Below are 19,004 nucleotides of genomic sequence, written 5' to 3' on the forward strand. Positions count from 1 at the left end.
CGAACTCCGTGCCGGCCGGCGTGTGCAACCGGGCCCGGCTTCGCGATGAAGACCATCATCCCATCTCCTTGTCGATGCCGGCCGCGGCGGGCTGGCAGCGGTATCTTCGCGCGCGGCCGCGATGCGGAGACGATTCAGGTCAAACGTGCGCGGATCGTGCGACAATCGGCGGTCTCGCAAGATCTCGACAGAACGACATGCGAATGGAGAACTACCCAAGGACAGTGCGGTGCGCGGTGCTGGCATGCGCGCTCGCCGCGGGCCCGGCGGCACGGGCGCTGGAGGTTCGCGTCGCCTCCCAGGAAGTGCTGGAACCGAAGTGGCTACGCGCAGGCGGACGCGTCACCGGCATCTGTCCGGACATCATGGCGGCCATCCAGAAGATCGAACCGCGCCTGCGCTTCACCGGCTACCAGCACACCAGCCGTTCGCTGTCCGGCATCGAAACGGGACTGGAGACGGGCACGCTGGATGCCGCCTGCGGCCTCGTGTCGTCGGCACGCCGGCTCGGCATCGGGCAGCCGGTGGGCAAGCCGATCTACCAGGTCCGTCATTACCTCGTGGTACGCAGGAACGATCCGGTGACGATCGAATCGGAGGAAGACCTCGCGCGGCTGGGCGACCTCGTCACGACGCAGCGCGCCTCGGTGTTCACGGAACGCCTGGTCGCGGCCGGTGTGCGGATCGACGATGCGACCGACGACAACCGCGCGAACCTGCGCAAGATCCTGGCGGGCCACGGCCGCTTTGCCTACGTCAACGACCTCACGCTGCACTACCTGATCCGCAAGGAAGGGCTGGAAAACCGCGTGCGCGTGCTGCCCATCGTGCTGGCCGACGAGCCGACGTATTTCTGGGTCAGCCGCAGGGCCGCGCCCGCGCTCGCGCCGCTGCTGGGCGCGGCCCTCGACAAGCTGAAGACCAGCGGCGAACTGGACCGCATCTACGCACGCTGGGCCGGCACGCCCTGATGTTGCCCCGGACTCTGATCAGGCCGGCGTCAGCAGCTTGAGGCCGACGATGCCGGCCGCGATGAGACCGATCGACAGCAGCCGCAGCGCACCGGCCGGCTCGCCCAGCAGCACCATGCCGGCCACCGCCGTGCCGATCGTGCCGATGCCGGTCCAGACCGCGTAGGCGGTACCGAGCGGCAAAGTCCGCAGCGCCAGGCCGAGCATGCCGACGCTGCCCGCCATCGTGGCGAGCGTAAACACGGATGGCCACAGGCGCGTGAATCCCGCCGTGTACTTGAGTCCGACCGCCCACGCGACTTCCAGCAGGCCGGCCACGGCCAGGTAGATCCAGCTCATCGATTGCTCCTGCCCGACGAAAAACCCACCAGTATAGCAGCGGTCCCGCGATGCCGCCCCGGCACGGCGAAATCGAGCCGTCCTCTGCAGGATTTCCGACCCTGCTTTAAGATGCCCTCTTGCGCCGCACGAACGCGGCGGATCAACGAAACAGGAGTACCGATGACGACTTTGTTTGACCCGATCAAGGTCGGCAGCCTCGAGCTGCCGAACCGCATCATCATGGCGCCGCTGACCCGCTCGCGCGCCGTGGGCGCCGGCCGCGTGCCGAACGCCCTGATGGCCGAATACTACGTACAGCGTGCCTCGGCCGGTCTGATCCTGTCGGAAGCGACCTCGGTGACCCCGATGGGCGTGGGCTATGCCGACACCCCGGGCATCTGGTCCGACGAACAGGTCGAAGGCTGGAAGCAGGTCACCGCCGCCGTGCATGCCGCGGGCGGCCGCATCTTCCTGCAGCTGTGGCACGTGGGCCGCATCTCCGACCCGCTCTTCCTGGACGGCGAGCTGCCGGTCGCGCCGTCGGCCATCCAGCCGAAAGGCACCGTCAGCCTCGTGCGCCCCGTGAAGCCGTACGTCACCCCGCGCGCGTTGACGCTCGAGGAGATCCCCGCCATCGTCGCCGCCTACCGCAAGGGCGCGGAGAACGCGAAGAAGGCCGGCTTCGACGGCGTCGAGATCCACGGCGCCAACGGCTATCTGCTCGACCAGTTCCTGCAAGACAGCACCAACCAGCGCACGGATGCGTATGGCGGCTCGATCGAGAATCGTGCCCGCCTGATGCTGGAAGTGACGGATGCGTGCATCGCCGTGTGGGGCGCCGACCGCGTCGGCATGCACCTGGCCCCGCGTCGCGATGCCCACGACATGGGCGACTCCACGCCGCTGGACACGTTCGGCTACGTGGCCCGCGAGCTCGGCCAGCGCGGCATCGCGTTCATCTGCGCGCGCGAAGCGATCGGCGCGGATCGTCTCGGCCCGCAGCTGAAAAAGATCTTCGGCGGCGTTTACATCGCCAACGAAAAGCTGACGAAGGAAAGTGCGGAGCAATTGCTGACGAGCGGAGACGCGGATGCGGTCGCCTTCGGCCAGTGGTTCATCGCGAACCCGGACCTGCCGGAGCGCCTGAAGCGCAATGCGCCGCTGAACGCGCCGCGCCCGGACAAGTTCTATGCGCCGAACGCGGAAGGCTATACGGACTATCCGGCCCTGCAGGCCAACGGCTGACGTCGCCTTGATGTGCGGACGGACGCCCTGTTCGTCCGAACATCTTCCTCCTTTCACATGCATATATCCCGGTAAAAAAACCTTCATTCGCAGGCGTCACCGATACGAATACTATTGCTGACATGATATTCTTGTGAGATTCCTACGGGCCGTGGCCACAAGCCGCGGCCTTCGTTCAGCCTCGCAAGGAGTCCCGTGAAGACCTGCCACCCCCGCCTGATGCCGCTCGCCGTCGCCACCGCGCTGGCGTTTGCCTCATCCCCTGCCGTCAATGCTGCCACCACCCCGGCGCGTGCCGACAACGCCTACCTGTCGCAACTCGACGCGGCCGCCCGCTCGGCGCGCGTGTCCAACGTCGACTACCTGCTCGATTTCACGCTCACCGGCAAGGAGACGTTCAGCGGCACGACGACCCTGGCGTTCGACCTGAAGGATGCGGACAGCCCGCTCACCGTCGACCTCGACAAGGCCACGATCAAGTCGCTGACCGTCAACGGCAAGACCGTCACGCCGCGCTACAACGGCTGGTTCATCACGCTGCCCGCCCAGGACCTGGTCAAGGGCCGCAACACCGTCGTCGTCGCCTACGAGCGTCCCCACAGCACGAACGGCGAAGGCCTGCACCGCATGGTCGACCCCGTCGATGGCCGCGTCTACACGTATTCGCATTTCGAACCGGCCGCCGCGCACCAGATGTTCGCCGTGTTCGACCAGCCCGACCTGAAGGCCACATACCAGGTGACCGTGAGCGTCCCGGCCGACTGGCAGGTGATCTCGACCACGCGCGAGACGAACGTCGCCCCGGCCGGCGACCTGCGCCGCTGGACGTTCGCGAAGACCAGGAAGCTGAGCCCGTACAATTTCTCGATGCACGCCGGTCCCTACAAGATGTGGGAAGACACGAGCGGCAAATACCCGATGCGCCTGTTCGCGCGCCAGTCGGTCGCCGCGCAGGTCAAGCCGGCCGAATGGTTCAAGTACACGAAGGCCGGCCTCGCGTTCTTCGACGATTACTTCGGCATTCCCTACCAGTTCGAGAAGTACGACCAGGTGCTCGTGCCGGACTTCCTGTACGGCGCGATGGAAAACGCCGCCGCGATCACGTTCGCCGAGCGCGGCTTCATGTACAAGGCCGACATGACGGCCGAACAGCGCGCGCGCCTCGCCTACGTCATCATGCACGAGATGGCGCACCAGTGGTTCGGCGACCTCGTCACGATGCAGTGGTGGAACGGCCTGTGGCTGAACGAAAGCTTCGCGTCGTTCATGGGCACGCTGGCGACGGCCGAGGCCACGGAGTTCAAGGACGCGTGGCGCGCCTTTTATTCGGAAGGCAAGCAGCGCGCCTACGCACAGGACCAGCGCACCACCACGCACCCGATCGAAGTCCCGGTGCCGTCGACCCGGAACGCGTTCGACAACATCGACAACATCACGTATTCCAAAGGCGCGTCGACCCTGATGCAGCTGCGCCACCTGCTGGGCGCCGACGTGTTCCGCAAGGGCGTGCACAACTACCTCGTCAAATACCAGTACCGCAACGCGAAGCTGGACGACTTCATCGGCAGCCTCGGCCAGGCCGCCGGCCGCGACCTGACGGGCTGGACGAAGGAATGGCTGTACCAGCCGGGCGTCAACACGATCGCCGCCAACTACACCTGCAAGGCCGGCAAGGTCACCGGCTTCACGCTCACCCAGACCGCGCAGAGCAAGGCCCTGCCGACCCTGCGCGAACAACGCGTGCAGGTCGCCGCGTTCCGCCTGGACGGCAAGGCGTACAAGCTCGAACGCAACGTCGCCGTCACGTACAAGGGTGCGAAAACGCCGGTCCCGGCCATGAACGGCGCGGCCTGCCCGGACCTCGTCTACCCGAACTACGACGACTGGGGCTTCGTGAAGGTCCAGCTCGATCCGCGCTCGTTCGACAGCGCACGCAGCCACCTGGCCTTTGTTGCCGACCCACTGCTGCGCGCCATGCTGTGGCAAAGCCTGTGGGACGGCGTCCGCGACGGCAAGCTTGCCCTCAACGACTTCCTGTCCACGGCACTCAACAATGCGCCGCAGGAAAAAGACTACACACTACTCGGCGACGTGCTCGGCAAGGTCCTCGGCGCGAAGCGCAATCTCGACCTGATGGATCCGCAGGCCGCATACGCCCAGGCGGTCACCCGCCAGCTGGAAGACATGGCCTGGACCAGCACCCTCGCAAGCAAGGGCGACGACAACTTCCAGCGCCGCTGGTTCGGCACCTATGTCGACGTCGCCAGCTCGCCGGACGCGCTGCGCCGCCTCGCCGCCCTCCTCGACGGCAAGGAACAGGTCGACGGCCTGGCGATCAACCAGGATCTGCGCTGGGCGATCATCGGCCGCCTGAACCGCTACAACTACCCCGGCGCCGCCGCCCTGATCGACGCCGAGCAGGCGCGCGACAAGTCCGACGCCGGCCAGGCCGCCGCCCTGGCGGCCGTCGTCAGCCGCCCCGATCCGGCCGTCAAGACCGAATGGCTGGACACCGTGCACGACCTGCAGACGAAGCTGCCGTTCTCGAAGGTGCGCACGGCGATGGAGCACCTGTACCCGGCCGAGCAGCACGGCCTGGGCGAGCAGACGGCAGGCGCGCGTCTTGCACGCCTGCCGCAGCTCGACAAGACGGCCGGTCCTGTCTTCATGCGCGCCTACGGTCCGGCACTGATCCCGGCCGGCTGCACGCCGGCCAGCGTCCAGCGCCTGCAAGCGGCGGCCGACGCCGGCAAGGACCTGTCCGCCGGCACCCGCCGCGCCCTCGTCGACGCGGTGGAGGACGCGCAGCGCTGCGTCACCATCAAACAGGCGATGACCGCGCACTGACCATGCGGAACGGCGCATACACGCTGCCCAACGCCACGTTCGACGCGCGCCGGCGCGGCGTGCTGGCGTTCACGTGCGCCGCCCACCTGCTGGCGCTGTTCCTGTGGACGCAGGAACGGCGCCTCCTTCCCGTCCGCCCGTCCCGGGCCGTGACGATCCTCCTGCAAACCGACCGTGCCCAGCCTGCGCGGCCGCCGCTGGACGCGGACATGCACCTGCTGCCCGTACCGTCGATGCCGGCCGCGCCGTCGATTGCCGCGCCCGCGATGCAGCGCGAACCCGCGCACCGTGCCGATGACGACGACATACAGCACGCCACCCGGCGCGACCGGCATGCCGACATACGTGCCGACGCACCTGCCGACGCCGCGCCCGCCGCTGCACCACCGGCGCCGGACGCCCTCGCGCCCAACCCCATCGACACGGCCCAGCCGGTCGCCCCGAACACGGACGCGCGCTCCGCGCAAGGCGGCTTCGTGGCCGGTCTCGCGAAGCAGCAGGCCGGGCGCGTCGACCGTGAACTTCGCAAGGGTAAATCGGGCGTGCCGACCGAAGCCGATACCCCGGCGGCCCGCTTCCAGCGCGGGGTCGAGTCCGCCTACATCGACCGCACGCTGACCTGGCAGTCGGACACCTACACGTCGCCGGACGGCGTGGTCATCTACCGCTTCCGCCAGGGCAATCGCGTGCGCTGCCGCCGCGCCGGCGGCGTCGGCATGCCCCTTGCCGGGATGCCGGGTACCGGCTCGATCACCGCGGCAAGCGCGGGCGCCGCCGGCGCCACCGACTGCCCCAAGGGCGTCGTGTGGAACCAGGACTGATGATCGTTGCCGGACTGCGCTAACGCCGTGCCGACCTGGCAGGTCTGTCGCCGCTTCCTCCTCCGCCACCTCCTTCCTCGCCATTGCCCGGCTGTTCCGGCGCGCGGCACAGCTCGGCCATCCGTTCCCATGCCCCTTCGGCCTGGCAATGCAGGGGGGCATACGCCTGCAGCGCCTTGGACAGGTCGATCGGCTTCATCCCGTTGACCCGGACGTTGTTGTTCACCTTGATGCACATGACGTCCTGCCACGCCGCCGAGTAATTGCGGGGGATGGGCACCGGCCCACGCAACCTGCGTGCTGCCGTTTCACACGCCTCCTGCTTCAGGTACTGCCCCCGCAGGTTGGCCTGGTCGAGCGTCACGTCCAGGCCCTGCTGCAGGTACAACAGAAGAATCATCGTGTACATCGCCGCCCCTCCGTCATTTCCATAGACCGTACGCCATTCCGGCAGTTCGCTGCGCACACCTGAGCTGGATCAGTCCGCGGCATCGGTGCCGCGCTAGCCTGACGATCTCGAAAGGACGGCCATGCTCACACTGATTACCTGGAACATACAATGCGCCCGCACGCCGGACGACGGCGCCGACCTCGACCGCGTCGTCGACCGCGTGCTGGCGTTCGGTGCCCGCTTCGACATCCTGCTGCTGCAGGAAGTCGGCTGCGGCCTGCCCGCGCGCGACGGCCGCCCCATCGGCGACCAGTTCGCGGGGCTCGCCCGGCGCCTCGACCACCTGCACGCCGCGTCCGCGTTCGCCCTCGACGCGTGCAACCCGGACGGGTCCCCGCGCCGCCTCGGCTGCATGACGTTCGCGCGCGGCCACATCGTCCACGTGCGCCGCCACGCCCTGCCCTGGCCGTCCGATCCCGGGGTGCCGGCGATGCCCCGCGCCGCCCTCGATACCGTCGTCGCGACGGCGGACGGCATGCTGCGCGTGCTGAACGTCCACCTCGAGTATTTTTCCGCGCGCCAGCGCATGGCCCAGGTCGGTCACCTGCGCGAGCTCCAGGCGGAAGCGCTCGCACACGCGGGCGGCGCAGGCGCGCCGGCGGCGGCGCCCGACGGTCCGGGCGGCGTCCCGTTCGCGCCACTGCCGCATCCCGCCGCCGCCGTACTCGCCGGCGACTTCAACATGGTGCCCGGTTCGGATGGCCACGCGCGCCTGCTGGCGCCCGGGCCGGACGGTGGCGCGCTGTGGCGCGACGCCTGGGAACTGGCGCATCCCGGCGAACCGCATGCGCCGACCGTGGGCCTGCACGACACCACGGCCGAACCGCCCTGCACGTTCGATTACGCCTGCGTCAGCCCCGCGCTGGCGCCACGGGTGCACACGGTCCGCGTCGACACGGCCGCGAGCGGATCCGACCACCAGCCGCTGCTGCTGGAGCTGGCATGAGCAGCCCGGCCGTAAAGACCAGCCTTTGCGCGCGCCGACGTAGAACAGGCGGCACCGCAGCAACGGGAAGGACTTGTCCTGGATTGGGATTTTCCGCACCCGTTCACCCTGCCCCGCGTGCCCGAAGCGGCCGACATCGACGGGCTGAACCACACCAACAACGCCGTCTACGTCCGCTGGTGCGAACAGGCCGCGTGGGCCCACTCGGAGGCGCTGGGCCTGTCGCTGGACGATTACCGGCGCCTCGACCGCGCCATGGCGATCCGGCGCGGCGAATACGACCACGTGCTGCCGACCTTTGCCGGCGAGGCGCTCGTCCTCGGCACATGGCTCGTCGCGGGCGACGGCGCGACGGTGCTGCGCGGCCGCTGGGACCTCGTGCGCATCGAACTGTCGAGCGGGCGCCCGCGCCGCATGCCGCAAGCGTTCCGGGACGCGTACATGACGGTGGTGGTGGACGCGCAGGCCGCGTCGTGACGCGGCGCGGGGCAGCGCCCGCGCGGACGTCAGCCGCCATTTCCCTTCTGTGCCCGCACCAGCCAGCGCAACGCGCCCCACAACAGCAGGATGGCGATTACCGACGAGGCCCCCAACACCAGCAGCGTAAGGTCGTACCGGGCGTTGCCGAAGATCCAGGCGCCGCCCGACACGACCGTGAAGATGTTCGCGAACACGAAGAATTTCGCGGCCGTCAGCAGGCAGTGCCGTGCCGCACGGTCGCGGATGGCCGGGTCGGCGGACTCGAGGTCCCGTTCGAGCGCCTGCGACGCCGTACTGGCGCTTTCCAGATACCGGTAGATATAGCTCGCGACCACGCTGCTCGCCACGCCCACGAGGACGAGGACGATGTCCTTGGCTTCGATCTGGATGTTCATGGTCTCGGGTCCGTGGGTCCACCGTCCGGCCGGCTGCCGTCGACGTTCGAGTGGAACGAGGCCGCAAGATTCCGTGCGCGCAGCCGCCAGGCCGATGCGATCAAGCACCGCCGGCGCGCGCTGGCATCACTCGGCGTCGATGAGGGGCGCAGACTCTGACGGCACGCTGAACCGCGTTCAGCGCATCGCGAGCGGCCGGCGCCGGCCGGGTGGCGGAAAGCCCGCGTCCAGCAGCGCCAGGTCGTCGGCCGTCAGCTGCGGCGCGAGGTCGAGCGCGGCGCGGTTGGCGCGTACGTGGGCCGGCTGCACGGCCTTCGGGATCGTCACGACGCCGTCCTGGCGCAGCAGCCACGCCAGCGCCACCTGGGCCGGCGTGACGCCATGACGGCGCGCCACCTCGCCCAGTTGCGGGCGGGTCAACAGCGGCCGCTGCTCGGCCGGCGTCGATTCCAGCGGCGAGTACGCCATCACGGGGATGCCGCGCTCGCGGCACCACGGCAGCAAATCCCATTCGATGCCGCGCTGGACCAGGTTGTACAACACCTGGTTCGCCGCGATGCCGGCACCGCCGGGCAGCGCGGTCGCTTCCAGCATGTCGTCCGTGTCGAAATTCGAGACGCCGTAAGCGCGGATCTTGCCCTCGTCGCGCAGGCGCTCGAACGCCTCCAGCGTCTCCGCCAGCGGCACACCACCGCGCCAGTGCAGCAGATAGAGGTCGAGATGGTCCGTGCGCAGCCGGCGCAGGCTGCGCTCGCACGCGGCGCGCACGCCCGCGCGCGAGGCATTGTGCGGATAGACCTTGCTGACGAGGATAACGCCGTCGCGGCGGCCGGCGATGGCCTCGCCGACCACTTCCTCGGCACCGCCTTCGCCATACATCTCGGCCGTGTCGATCAGGGTCATGCCGAGATCGAGGCCGAGCCGCAGCGCGGCCACCTCGGCCGCGCGGGCGGACGGATCCTCGCCCATGTTCCAGGTGCCCTGGCCGAGGATGGGGAGTTGAGTCATCGTGGTCTCCGGATTCGAAAACACGAAGATACCGCAAAATCAAACACCGTCGTTCCCGCGCAGGCGGGAACCCATACTGCGCTAGCGATGCTGCGCAAGTCGCATAACCGCAACGTCAGCATGGGTCCCCGCCTCCGCGGGGACGACGCTATTTGGCCGCCCTGGCCGTCGCAATCTGGTCGAGGATGTGCTTCGGCACGGCGGCGTAGTGCTTGAACTCCATCGTGTACGTGGCCCGCCCCTGCGTCAGCGACCGCAGGGTCGTCGAGTAGCCGAACATCTCCGCCAGCGGCACGACGGCGTTGATCAACTTGCCGCCGCCGCCCGGGATCTCGTCCATGCCCTGCACGACGCCGCGCCGCGTGGACAGGTCGCCCATCACGTTGCCCGTGAATTCCTCGGGCGTCTCGACCTCGACCTGCATCATCGGCTCGAGCAGTTCGGGCGACGCCTTGCGCATGGCGTCCTTGAACGCCATCGACGCGGCGACGCGGAACGCGTTCTCGTTCGAGTCCACGTCGTGGTACGAACCGAACGTCAGGGTCGCGCGCACGTCCACGACCGGGTAGCCCGCCAGCACGCCGTTCGGCAGCGTCTCCTGGATGCCCTTGTCGACCGCGGGGATGAACTCGCGCGGCACGACGCCGCCCTTGATGGCGTCGACGAACTCGTAGCCCTTGCCCGGCTCGAGCGGTTCGAGCTTCAGCACGACGTGGCCGTACTGGCCCTTGCCGCCCGACTGCTTGACGAACTTGCCCTCGACGTTCTCGACGGCCTTCTGGATCGTCTCGCGGTACGCCACCTGCGGCTTGCCGACGGTCGCCTCGACGCCGAACTCGCGCTTCATGCGGTCGACGAGGATTTCCAGGTGCAGCTCGCCCATGCCCGACATGATCGTCTGGCCCGATTCCTCGTCCGTGCGCACGCGGAACGACGGGTCTTCCTGCGCGAGGCGCGACAGCGCGATGCCCATCTTTTCCTGGTCGGCCTTCGTCTTCGGCTCCACGGCCTGCGAGATCACGGGTTCCGGGAACGTCATCTTTTCCAGCACGATGACCTTGTCCGGGTCGGACAGCGTATCGCCCGTCGTCACGCCCTTCAGGCCCACGGCCGCCGCGATGTCGCCCGCGAAGACCTCCTTGATCTCCTTGCGTTCGTTGGCGTGCATCTGCAGGATGCGGCCCAGGCGTTCCTTCTGGCCCTTGGTCGGGTTGTACACGGTGTCGCCCGAGTTCACGACGCCCGAGTACACGCGGAAGAACGTCAGCTGGCCGACGAACGGGTCGGTCATGATCTTGAAGGCGAGCGCGGAGAACGGCTCGTCGTCGGACGGATGGCGTTCCAGCGGCTTGTCGTCCTCGTCGTGGCCGGCGATCGCGGGCACGTCCACCGGCGACGGCAGGTACTCGATGACGGCGTCCAGCATCGCCTGCACGCCCTTGTTCTTGAACGCGGAGCCGGCCAGCATCGGCACGATCTCGCCCGCGATCGTGCGGGCGCGCAGCGCGGCCTTGAGCTCGTCTTCCGTCAGGGCTTCGCCGTTCAGGTATTTTTCCGTCAGCTCGGGCGTCGCCTCGGCGGCGGCCTCGATCATCGTCTCGCGCCACTTTTCCGCGACGGGCACGAGGTCGGCCGGGATGTCTTCGTAGCTGAAGCGCACGCCCTGGCTCGCGTCGTCCCAGCGGATCGCGCGCATCTTGACGAGGTCGATCACGCCCTCGAAGTGCTCTTCCGCGCCGAGCGGAATCTGGATCGGCACGGCGTTGCCCTTCAGGCGGTCCCTGATCTGCTGCTGGACGCGGAAGAAGTCGGCGCCCACGCGGTCCATCTTGTTGACGAACGCGATGCGCGGCACCTTGTACTTGTTGGCCTGGCGCCAGACGGTCTCGGACTGCGGCTGCACGCCGCCGACGGAATCGTAGACCATGACGGCGCCGTCGAGCACGCGCATCGAGCGCTCGACCTCGATCGTGAAGTCGACGTGGCCCGGCGTGTCGATGATGTTGATGCGGTGCTCGGCGAAGTTGCCGCCCATGCCCTTCCAGAAGGCCGTCGTCGCGGCCGAGGTGATCGTGATGCCGCGTTCCTGTTCCTGTTCCATCCAGTCCATCGTCGCCGCGCCGTTGTGCACCTCGCCGATCTTGTGATTCACGCCGGTGTAGAACAGGATGCGCTCCGTGGTGGTGGTCTTGCCGGCATCGATGTGGGCGCTGATGCCGATGTTGCGGTAACGCTCGATGGGGGTCTTACGGCTCATCACAATCTCCTGTGGATACGGAACGCCAATGTAAGTGCATATACCCCCACTTTCAAGGCCGGGCTGCGTGAACCGGTCTTAAGACAGAGGGTATAGCCGCACAATGTAACTGAAGTGCGGCTTTCGTGCTGGCGGCGACACCCACGCAGGTGGCGTCATGCGATGCGGATGAATCAGCCGACGATGGTCTGCAGCCCCCGCGCGGGTATCTCGACCGCGACCTCCTGCCGGTCGACGAACAACCGGTAGCGCTGCGGCTGGTCGCTGCGGTTCATGACGACGACGGCGAGGCGCCCGTCCGCGTTGCGGAACGCCGTCGCGTCGAGGGTACTGCGGCTCGTCGTGGCGCCCACGCGGCGCGCCTTCGGCCGGATGTAGCGGCTGAAGTGGCCGATGGCCGTGTAGATGGGCGTGAACACGAGCTGGCCGTCGTCGCTCGCGTGCAGCGGCGCGAAGCAGAAATTGTTCTTGTGGTTCGGGCCGCCGCGGCTGTCGAGCAGCATGTTCCAGTCGACCCAGCCGCTGGAGCCCGCGTTCAGGTCCGCGATCATCTCGCGGCCGTAGCGTTCGCCGTTGGCCCAGTCCTGCAGGCGCGCGGGATCGAATTTCTCGATGCAGCCTTCCGTCATCAGCAGGTTCACGTCCGGCCAGGCCGCGTGCACGGCGGCGACGTTGCGGTGCATGGGTTCGCCGCCCGCCCACGTCTCGTACCAGTGGTAGCCGACGCCCCAGATGTACGGCCGCGCCTTCGCATCCGCGAGAATCGTCGCGGCACGCTGCGGCAGCAGGTCGCGGTTGTGGTCCCACACGATGACTTTCCTGCCGCCGAGTCCCGCGGCCTTCAGCGCCGGGCCGAGGTGGTCGCCGAGGAAGCGCGTTTCCTCGTCCGCGCTGAAGATCATCGACTCCCACTTCTGCTTCGCCATCGGCTCGTTCTGCACCGACAGGCCCCACAGCGGGATGCCGGCCTGCTCGTACGCCTGGACGAACTTCACGACGTAGCGCGCCCACGTGTCGCGGTACTCGGGCAGCAGGCTGCCGCCCGCGAGCATGCTGTTGTTCGACTTCATCCACGCCGGCGCACTCCACGGGCTGGCGAACACGCGTATGTCCGTGCCGTGGGCGCGCGCGGCCGCCAGCGCGGCGCGCAGCAGCGGCACGCGCAGCTTCAGGTCCGGAGCGATGCTGAACGATGAGAGCGACCGGTCGCCGTCGCGCACGTACGTGTAGCTGCCGCTGCCGAAGTCGGAACTGTGGATCGTCGTGCGCAGGATGTTGTAGCCAAGGCCCGCGCGCGGGTCGAAGTACGCCACCAGGAATGCCTGCTGCTGCGCCGGGGTCAGGGTCGCGTGGACCTCGGCGACGGCGTCCGTGACGGCGCCGCCGAAGCCGAACACTTCCTGGTAGCGCTTCGACGTGTCGACGAAGACGGCGATGTCCGTCTCGGGCGGCTGGCCCGCCGGCTGGAAGGCGCCGAGCGGACGCGCGGCGAAGCGGTCGGCGCCGGGGGCGGACGTCACGACCTGCCAGCCGGTGCTGCCGGCCGCCGGGGCGGTTGCGGGCGCTGCCGCGGTCCGGCCGGCCATGGCCACCTGTCCGCCCATCAGTGTCGCGGCGCCCAGCAGCCGCATCGCATCTCGTCTCGTCGTCATCGTGTCTCCTGTCGTGTGTTGTCGGCCGCGCGATTGGAAACGTTACCAATCGAAGTCGGACGACTATACCACTCGTCGTTTCACGATGTCAAAAGACGTGTCAAAGGATCTCCCGCACCAGCTCGGACGGCCGGCACAGCCGCACACCCTTGGTCGTGACGACGAACGGACGATTGATGAGGATCGGATGCGCGACCATTGCGTCGAGCAGCGCGTCGTCGGTCGTGGCCGGGTCATCCAGGCCGAGTTCCTTGAACAGCGCCTCCTTGCTGCGCACGGCGTCGCGCACTTGCAAACCCGCGCGGGCGATCAAGTCCTGCAGCTCGTCCCGCGTCGGCGGCTGGACGAGATAGTCGACGACGCGGGGTTCGGCGCCGGTCGCGCGGATCGTCTCCAGGGTCGTGCGCGACGTGCCGCAGCGGCTATTGTGAAAAATCGTGATGTCCATCTTGAAAATCCTTGTTTGAGAGGCAAGGATGATACCGACGCGGCCGCAACGCTTCCAGTCTTTTTGCTTGTCCGCCTTCTGGTAGCGCTATAAAATGCCCGGTTTGCTTGCCGAGACGCAATCATCATTGCTTGCAGGCGGCCTGCCGTATGGAGAGAACATGGACGACTACCTGGTGCGCCCCGAGGGGTTGCCGACCTGGCGCCAGCGCGCCGCGCTGCGTCTGCTGAACGCATTCGGCTGGCGCTTGAATTTCAAACCCCTGCCCGGTCCGCACGGCATCGTGGTCGTGTATCCGCACACATCGAACTGGGATTTCCCCATCGGCCTGTTGGCCAAGTGGGCCGTCGGCATCCAGTTCCGCTGGCTCGCCAAGGATTCGCTGTTCCGCGGCCCGATGGGCGCCCTGATGCGCTACTGGGGCGGCGTGGCCGTCGACCGCAGCTCGCCGCAGGGCGCGATCCGGCGCCTCGCGCAGACGATGCACGCGGCCGACTGGTTCTGGCTCGCCATCACGCCGGAAGGCACGCGCAGCTACCGGCCGCACTGGAAGAGCGGTTTCTATCGCATCGCGCTCGCCGCCGACGTGCCGGTGCTGCTCGTCGCGCTCGACTACGGCAAGAAGGTCATCGACGTCACGCGTACGCTGACGATGACGGGCGACGAGGCGGTCGACATGGCCGCCATCGCGCAGGCGTACGACGGCGTGCGCGCGCTGTATCCGGAGAACGCGGCGCCGATCCGCCTGACCGACCCAGGATCGCGTTCAGGCGACGCCCGCAAGCAGGTATAAGCCGGCCGCGCCGATCGCGGCGCCAGCCATCCGGCGCACGCGTTCCCCCGGCAACGCGCCGGCCAGCATCAGCAGGGCGCTCGCGACGAGGAAGCCGGCGCCGCTCGCCATCCCCGCCAGTTCCCGCCCGTGCGCCAGCCCGTGCAGGAACGCGCATCCCCCCACGACGACGATCGCCACCTGCGGCGGCAGGCGCCGCTGCAGGCCCGGCGCGCACGCAACCAGGGCGCCCAGCAGCAGCACGGTCGCGGCGATCGACGTCTCCAGCGCGGGCAGCACGAGGCCCGCGCCGGCGCAGGCCGCGCCGACCGCCAGCAGCGCGCACAGGTGATCCAGCCCCGTCAACGGATGCAGCAGGCCGGCCGTGAAGCCGCCGTCGGGATGGCCCGGATGCGCGGCCGCGGGCAGCGCCACGGCAAGGGTCGCAAGCGCGGCGACCGCGCCACCCAGGCGCGTGGACGGACGCGGGCACGGGCCTTCATGACGCACGCGGATGTTCGTGTTGTCGTTCCATTTCATGGCTTTCCCCTTTCATTGGTCAAGTAATCCCTGCTCGCGGATGAAGCAAACGACGGTGTCCACGCCCTCGCCCGTACGCAGGTTCGTGAACACGAACGGCCGCGCCCCGCGCTGGCGCCGTGCGTCGCGCGCCATCACGTCCAGGTCGGCGCCCACGTGCGGCGCGAGGTCCGTCTTGTTGATGATGAGGAGGTCGGAGCGCGTGATGCCCGGCCCGCCCTTGCGCGGGATCTTTTCGCCGCCCGCCACGTCGATGACGTACAGGGTGAGGTCCGACAGCTCGGGGCTGAACGTGGCCGCGAGGTTGTCGCCGCCGGATTCCACCAGCACCAGTTCCAGTGCCGGAAAGTCGGCCTGCAGCCGCGCGATGGCTTCCAGGTTGATCGACGCATCCTCGCGGATCGCCGTGTGCGGGCACCCGCCCGTCTCCACGCCCATCAGCCGCTCGGGCGGCAGCGCATGCGCGCGCAGCAGGATCTCCATGTCTTCGCGCGTGTAGATGTCGTTGGTGATCACGGCCATGTCGTAGCGGTCGCGCATGCGCCGGCACAGCATCTCGCACAGCGCCGTCTTGCCGGAACCGACCGGACCGCCGATGCCCACCCGCAGGGGATTCGATGTCATTGCTTTACCTCTTTCAGGAACGGTACAACCGCCCATGCTGCACCTCGTGCCGCATCGACAGCATGGACAGGCCGGGCGACCAGTTCGACAGGTCCGCATCGGGCAAGGCGCGAGCGGTGGCGGCCGCGCGTTCGAGATCGGGCCGCAGCGACAGCAGCAGCCGCTGCCCCGCCACCTGCCCCAGCGGCACCGACTTCACGCACACGAGCACCTGGTTCTCGGCCCACGCGAACAGCAGCGCCAGCAGCGCCTCCTCGTGCGGGATGTCGAGCGCGTCGACGGCGCATGCATAGGCCGCCGGCAGCGTCACCTCGTCGCCCAGCAGGCTCACGTCGGCGACGCCCAGCTCCGCGATCAGCCGCGTGAGCGAATAGCCCATCTGGACGGTCTCCGCGCGCGACTCGGCCGTGTCGCGCGACGCGAGGAAGCAGGCGCTCCACTCGTCGACGCCGGCGGCATCGCGCGCGGCGAACGCGTTCAACAAACGCCACAGCAGCGGCGCGTCCCAGCGCGCCAGCACCTGGTCGAGATAGCGCACGAGCCACGCATGCGCGCTCACCGCATCGTGCACGCGGCCTTCCTCGATGGCAGTCTCCAGGCCCTGCGAATAGCTGTAGCCGCCGATCGGCAGCGCCGGGCTCGCGAACTGCAGCAGGTGCAGCAGGCTCGCGGCGTTCATAGGTCCGCCGGCCGGTGGATCTTTTGCCGCAGCGGCACGGGCGCCAGCAGGCCGCCGCCGTGGTCGTGATGGCCGTGACCGTGGCCGCCCGCATACGCGCCCGCTTCCGGTTCGAACTTCGCCAGCTCTTCCTCGACGTGCGCGCCCAGGCCCGCCACCATGTCCTTCAGCACCGGATCGACGCGGATGCGCAGCCAGCCCGTCCCGACCTGCGTCTGCGCGTGGCGGTTCCCGAGGTGGAAGGCGCAGCGCGCGAGCAGCGTCGGGTTCGCGCAGCGCACGAGATAGGTCGGCTCCGCCGCGGCGACGACCCGCACGACGCGCCCATCTTCCCCCGTCAGCAGGTCGCCGTCGCGCAGCACGGTGCCGCGCACCAGGAACAGCGCGACTTCCTCGCCGGACGCGAGCCGCGCGCGCTGGCGGCAGCGTTCGCGCTGGTCGTACGGCAACTCGAGCAGGTCGTGGACGGTGTCCGCGTGGGCGATCTTCGTATGCAGTGACATCATGGTGGCTCCCGATGATCAGAACAGGAAATACCGCTGCGCGAGGGGCAGCACCCTGGCCGGCTCGCATACGAGCAGGCGCCCGTCGGCGCGCACCTCGTACGTTTCCGGATCCACTTCCATGTGCGGCGTGGCCCCGTTGTGGACCATGTCGCGCTTGCGCAATCCGCGCGTGCCGCGCACCGGGATCACGGTCTTCGCCAGTCCCAGCTCGCGCGCGATGCCGAGGTCGAATGCCGCCTGCGACACGAACGTGAACGATTTGCGGAGTCCCCCGCCGAATGCACCGAACATCGGGCGATAGTGCACGGGCTGCGGCGTCGGGATCGACGCGTTCGGGTCGCCCATCAGGCTCGCCGCGATCATCCCGCCTTTCAGGATCATCGACGGCTTCACGCCGAAGAACGCGGGCCGCCACAGCACGATGTCGGCGATCTTCCCCGGTTCCAGCGAGCCCACCGCGTGCGACAGGCCGTGCGCGATGGCCGGGTTGATCGTGTACTTGGCCACGTAGCGTTTTACGCGCGCGTTGTCGCTGCGGGACAGATCGCCTTCGAGCGGGCCCCGCTGCACCTTCATCTTGTGCGCCGTCTGCCACGTGCGCATGATGGTCTCGCCCACGCGGCCCATCGCCTGCGAATCCGACGACATCATCGAGATGGCGCCCAGGTCGTGCAGGATGTCTTCGGCGGCGATGGTCTCGCGGCGGATGCGCGATTCCGCGAACGCCACGTCTTCCGCGATGGCGGGGTCGAGGTGGTGGCAGACCATCAGCATGTCGAGGTGCTCGTCCAGCGTGTTGATCGTGTACGGGCGCGTGGGGTTCGTCGACGACGGCAGCACGTTGTCCTGGCCGACCGCGGCGATGATGTCCGGCGCGTGCCCGCCGCCCGCCCCCTCCGTGTGGAACGTGTGGATCGTGCGGCCCTTGAACGCGGCCAGCGTGGACTCCAGGAAGCCGGCCTCGTTCAGCGTGTCGGAGTGCAGCGCGACCTGGATGTCCATGCGCTCGGCGACGGACAGGCAATTGTCGATCGCGGCCGGCGTGCTGCCCCAGTCCTCGTGCAGCTTCAGGCCGACGGCGCCGGCCTCGACCTGTTCTTCGAGGGGCCGCGGCTGGCTCACGTTGCCCTTGCCGAAGAAGCCGAGGTTCATCGGGAACGCGTCGGCCGCCATCAGCATCGAATGGATATGCCACGCGCCCGGCGTGCACGTCGTCGCGGCGGTGCCGACGGCGGGGCCGGTGCCCCCGCCCAGCATCGTCGTGATGCCGGACATCAGGGCCTCGTCGATCTGCTGCGGGCAGATGAAGTGGATGTGCGTGTCGACGCCGCCCGCGGTGACGATCATGCCTTCGCCCGCGATGATTTCCGTCGCGCCGCCGATGGCCATCGTCACGCCGGGCTGGATGTCCGGGTTGCCGGCCTTGCCGATGGCGGCGATCAGGCCATCCTTGATGCCGATGTCGGCCTTGACGATGCCCCAGTGGTCGACGATGACGGCGTTCGTGATCACCGTGTCCATCACGTCCGCGCGCACGCGCTGCGACTGGCCCATGCCGTCGCGGATCACCTTGCCGCCGCCGAATTTCACTTCCTCGCCGTAGATGGCGTAATCCTTTTCGATTTCGATGACGAGCTCCGTGTCGGCGAGGCGGATGCGGTCGCCCGTCGTTGGTCCGTACATGTCGGCATAGGCCTGGCGGGAGATCGTGGCCATTCAGGCGCCTCCATCGAGTGGGCCGCCCATCAGGCCCTGGAAGCCATGCACGATGCGCGCGCCGCTCAACGCCACCAGCTCGACGGTGCGCCGCTGACCCGGCTCGAAGCGCACGGCGGTGCCGGCCGCGATGTTCAGGCGCATGCCGCGCGCCAGCTCGCGCTCGAACTGCAGCGCGTCGTTCGATTCGTAAAAGTGATAATGGGAGCCCACCTGCACGGGACGGTCGCCCGCGTTCGCGACGACGAGCGTCACCGTGGGGCGGCCCGCGTTGATGACGATGTCGCCATTCTCGAGGAAGTATTCGCCGGGGATCATGGGGCGC

The 19,004-nt window shown here is 68.5% G+C and carries 20 protein-coding genes; 7 read left to right on the forward strand and 13 right to left on the reverse strand.

Translation table 11 applies throughout. The annotated features are described in order from the left end of the window. Positions 1 to 203 precede the first annotated feature (203 nt). Positions 204 to 971, forward strand: a complete 768-nt coding sequence (locus tag ACEN9G_RS30725; RefSeq protein WP_413341842.1) for a substrate-binding periplasmic protein — start codon at positions 204 to 206, stop codon at positions 969 to 971. 18 nt (positions 972 to 989) lie between these two features. On the opposite strand, the gene sugE is transcribed toward ACEN9G_RS30725, so the two are convergent. Beyond that, positions 990 to 1,310 carry a quaternary ammonium compound efflux SMR transporter SugE gene (sugE, locus tag ACEN9G_RS30730; RefSeq protein ID WP_056131479.1) on the reverse strand — a complete coding sequence of 107 codons (321 nt, stop codon included), beginning with the start codon at positions 1,308 to 1,310 and terminating at the stop codon, positions 990 to 992. A gap of 162 nt (positions 1,311 to 1,472) precedes the next feature. On the opposite strand from sugE, the gene ACEN9G_RS30735 reads away from it, so the two are divergent. From ACEN9G_RS30735 to ACEN9G_RS30745, 3 genes are all read left to right on the forward strand, one after another. Then, positions 1,473 to 2,537: an alkene reductase gene (locus tag ACEN9G_RS30735; protein ID WP_413341840.1), complete on the forward strand. Its 1,065-nt coding sequence runs from the start codon at positions 1,473 to 1,475 to the stop codon at positions 2,535 to 2,537. Between the two features lie 195 nt (positions 2,538 to 2,732). After that, entirely contained in the window at positions 2,733 to 5,384 is a 2,652-nt protein-coding gene (gene pepN, locus ACEN9G_RS30740; RefSeq protein ID WP_413341838.1) for an aminopeptidase N, read from the forward strand. Positions 5,385 to 5,386: 2 nt separating this feature from the next. Continuing rightward, positions 5,387 to 6,205 carry a hypothetical protein gene (locus ACEN9G_RS30745; RefSeq protein WP_483127495.1) on the forward strand — a complete coding sequence of 273 codons (819 nt, stop codon included), beginning with the start codon at positions 5,387 to 5,389 and terminating at the stop codon, positions 6,203 to 6,205. A gap of 19 nt (positions 6,206 to 6,224) precedes the next feature. Here ACEN9G_RS30745 and ACEN9G_RS30750 read toward each other — a convergent pair whose 3' ends face one another. Beyond that, positions 6,225 to 6,605 (reverse strand): hypothetical protein, encoded by a 381-nt coding sequence (locus ACEN9G_RS30750; RefSeq protein ID WP_413341835.1) that lies wholly within the window; start codon positions 6,603 to 6,605, stop codon positions 6,225 to 6,227. A gap of 130 nt (positions 6,606 to 6,735) precedes the next feature. Between ACEN9G_RS30750 and ACEN9G_RS30755 the strand changes: the two genes are divergently transcribed. Then, positions 6,736 to 7,602 (forward strand): endonuclease/exonuclease/phosphatase family protein, encoded by an 867-nt coding sequence (locus ACEN9G_RS30755; protein ID WP_483127496.1) that lies wholly within the window; start codon positions 6,736 to 6,738, stop codon positions 7,600 to 7,602. A 117-nt stretch (positions 7,603 to 7,719) separates the two neighbouring features. Further along, a complete protein-coding gene (locus ACEN9G_RS30760; protein ID WP_413343296.1) occupies positions 7,720 to 8,079 on the forward strand; it encodes an acyl-CoA thioesterase in 360 nt (119 codons plus the stop codon). 29 nt (positions 8,080 to 8,108) lie between these two features. Here ACEN9G_RS30760 and ACEN9G_RS30765 read toward each other — a convergent pair whose 3' ends face one another. The 5 genes from ACEN9G_RS30765 to arsC form a co-directional block, all read right to left on the reverse strand. Then, positions 8,109 to 8,477 carry a hypothetical protein gene (locus ACEN9G_RS30765; protein WP_413343294.1) on the reverse strand — a complete coding sequence of 123 codons (369 nt, stop codon included), beginning with the start codon at positions 8,475 to 8,477 and terminating at the stop codon, positions 8,109 to 8,111. A 177-nt stretch (positions 8,478 to 8,654) separates the two neighbouring features. Beyond that, on the reverse strand, positions 8,655 to 9,485 hold the full coding sequence (locus ACEN9G_RS30770; protein WP_413343292.1) for an aldo/keto reductase: 831 nt from the start codon (positions 9,483 to 9,485) through the stop codon (positions 8,655 to 8,657). A gap of 148 nt (positions 9,486 to 9,633) precedes the next feature. Then, complete coding sequence (gene fusA / locus ACEN9G_RS30775; protein ID WP_413343291.1) at positions 9,634 to 11,742, reverse strand: elongation factor G; 2,109 nt, start codon at positions 11,740 to 11,742, stop codon at positions 9,634 to 9,636. A gap of 173 nt (positions 11,743 to 11,915) precedes the next feature. Then, positions 11,916 to 13,394 carry a glycoside hydrolase family 30 protein gene (locus tag ACEN9G_RS30780; protein ID WP_483127497.1) on the reverse strand — a complete coding sequence of 493 codons (1,479 nt, stop codon included), beginning with the start codon at positions 13,392 to 13,394 and terminating at the stop codon, positions 11,916 to 11,918. 100 nt (positions 13,395 to 13,494) lie between these two features. After that, positions 13,495 to 13,842, reverse strand: coding sequence for an arsenate reductase (glutaredoxin) (gene arsC, locus ACEN9G_RS30785; protein ID WP_413345844.1), 348 nt, complete (start codon positions 13,840 to 13,842; stop codon positions 13,495 to 13,497). 160 nt (positions 13,843 to 14,002) lie between these two features. Between arsC and ACEN9G_RS30790 the strand changes: the two genes are divergently transcribed. Beyond that, a complete protein-coding gene (locus tag ACEN9G_RS30790) occupies positions 14,003 to 14,635 on the forward strand; it encodes a 1-acyl-sn-glycerol-3-phosphate acyltransferase (protein WP_413345846.1) in 633 nt (210 codons plus the stop codon). Here ACEN9G_RS30790 and ACEN9G_RS30795 read toward each other — a convergent pair. Genes ACEN9G_RS30795 through ACEN9G_RS30820 form a run of 6 tightly spaced genes read right to left on the reverse strand, consistent with a single transcriptional unit; the run spans position 14,609 to position 18,997 of the window. Further along, positions 14,609 to 15,154 carry a HupE/UreJ family protein gene (locus ACEN9G_RS30795; RefSeq protein WP_495605501.1) on the reverse strand — a complete coding sequence of 182 codons (546 nt, stop codon included), beginning with the start codon at positions 15,152 to 15,154 and terminating at the stop codon, positions 14,609 to 14,611. The genes ACEN9G_RS30790 and ACEN9G_RS30795 overlap by 27 nt on opposite strands. Before the next feature lie 12 nt (positions 15,155 to 15,166). Next, positions 15,167 to 15,778 carry an urease accessory protein UreG gene (gene ureG, locus ACEN9G_RS30800; protein WP_413344101.1) on the reverse strand — a complete coding sequence of 204 codons (612 nt, stop codon included), beginning with the start codon at positions 15,776 to 15,778 and terminating at the stop codon, positions 15,167 to 15,169. Between the two features lie 13 nt (positions 15,779 to 15,791). Further along, on the reverse strand, positions 15,792 to 16,457 hold the full coding sequence (locus tag ACEN9G_RS30805; protein WP_413344103.1) for an urease accessory protein UreF: 666 nt from the start codon (positions 16,455 to 16,457) through the stop codon (positions 15,792 to 15,794). Beyond that, entirely contained in the window at positions 16,454 to 16,963 is a 510-nt protein-coding gene (gene ureE / locus ACEN9G_RS30810) for an urease accessory protein UreE (protein WP_413344104.1), read from the reverse strand. Before ureE ends, ACEN9G_RS30805 begins: the two co-directional genes overlap by 4 nt. 15 nt (positions 16,964 to 16,978) lie before the next feature. Then, positions 16,979 to 18,679 carry an urease subunit alpha gene (ureC, locus tag ACEN9G_RS30815; RefSeq protein WP_413344105.1) on the reverse strand — a complete coding sequence of 567 codons (1,701 nt, stop codon included), beginning with the start codon at positions 18,677 to 18,679 and terminating at the stop codon, positions 16,979 to 16,981. Further along, positions 18,680 to 18,997, reverse strand: coding sequence for an urease subunit beta (locus ACEN9G_RS30820; protein ID WP_413344106.1), 318 nt, complete (start codon positions 18,995 to 18,997; stop codon positions 18,680 to 18,682). Between the last annotated feature and the right edge of the window lie 7 nt (positions 18,998 to 19,004).

Source organism: Massilia sp. Masssp94 (assembly GCF_059491305.1).

Bases quoted from the DNA above. Each gene is read 5' to 3' on its own strand.
- fusA (WP_413343291.1), bottom strand. From the start codon at position 11,742: ATGAGCCGTAAGACCCCCATCGAGCGTTACCGCAACATCGGCATCAGC.
- ACEN9G_RS30805 (WP_413344103.1), bottom strand. From the start codon at position 16,457: ATGAACGCCGCGAGCCTGCTGCACCTGCTGCAGTTCGCGAGCCCGGCG.
- ACEN9G_RS30725 (WP_413341842.1), top strand. From the start codon at position 204: ATGGAGAACTACCCAAGGACAGTGCGGTGCGCGGTGCTGGCATGCGCG.
- ACEN9G_RS30745 (WP_483127495.1), top strand. From the start codon at position 5,387: ATGCGGAACGGCGCATACACGCTGCCCAACGCCACGTTCGACGCGCGC.
- ureG (WP_413344101.1), bottom strand. From the start codon at position 15,778: ATGACATCGAATCCCCTGCGGGTGGGCATCGGCGGTCCGGTCGGTTCC.
- ACEN9G_RS30780 (WP_483127497.1), bottom strand. From the start codon at position 13,394: ATGACGACGAGACGAGATGCGATGCGGCTGCTGGGCGCCGCGACACTG.
- ACEN9G_RS30735 (WP_413341840.1), top strand. From the start codon at position 1,473: ATGACGACTTTGTTTGACCCGATCAAGGTCGGCAGCCTCGAGCTGCCG.
- ACEN9G_RS30765 (WP_413343294.1), bottom strand. From the start codon at position 8,477: ATGAACATCCAGATCGAAGCCAAGGACATCGTCCTCGTCCTCGTGGGC.
- ACEN9G_RS30790 (WP_413345846.1), top strand. From the start codon at position 14,003: ATGGACGACTACCTGGTGCGCCCCGAGGGGTTGCCGACCTGGCGCCAG.
- ACEN9G_RS30795 (WP_495605501.1), bottom strand. From the start codon at position 15,154: ATGAAATGGAACGACAACACGAACATCCGCGTGCGTCATGAAGGCCCG.
- ACEN9G_RS30750 (WP_413341835.1), bottom strand. From the start codon at position 6,605: ATGATTCTTCTGTTGTACCTGCAGCAGGGCCTGGACGTGACGCTCGAC.
- ACEN9G_RS30820 (WP_413344106.1), bottom strand. From the start codon at position 18,997: ATGATCCCCGGCGAATACTTCCTCGAGAATGGCGACATCGTCATCAAC.
- ACEN9G_RS30755 (WP_483127496.1), top strand. From the start codon at position 6,736: ATGCTCACACTGATTACCTGGAACATACAATGCGCCCGCACGCCGGAC.
- ureC (WP_413344105.1), bottom strand. From the start codon at position 18,679: ATGGCCACGATCTCCCGCCAGGCCTATGCCGACATGTACGGACCAACG.
- ureE (WP_413344104.1), bottom strand. From the start codon at position 16,963: ATGATGTCACTGCATACGAAGATCGCCCACGCGGACACCGTCCACGAC.
- ACEN9G_RS30770 (WP_413343292.1), bottom strand. From the start codon at position 9,485: ATGACTCAACTCCCCATCCTCGGCCAGGGCACCTGGAACATGGGCGAG.
- sugE (WP_056131479.1), bottom strand. From the start codon at position 1,310: ATGAGCTGGATCTACCTGGCCGTGGCCGGCCTGCTGGAAGTCGCGTGG.
- arsC (WP_413345844.1), bottom strand. From the start codon at position 13,842: ATGGACATCACGATTTTTCACAATAGCCGCTGCGGCACGTCGCGCACG.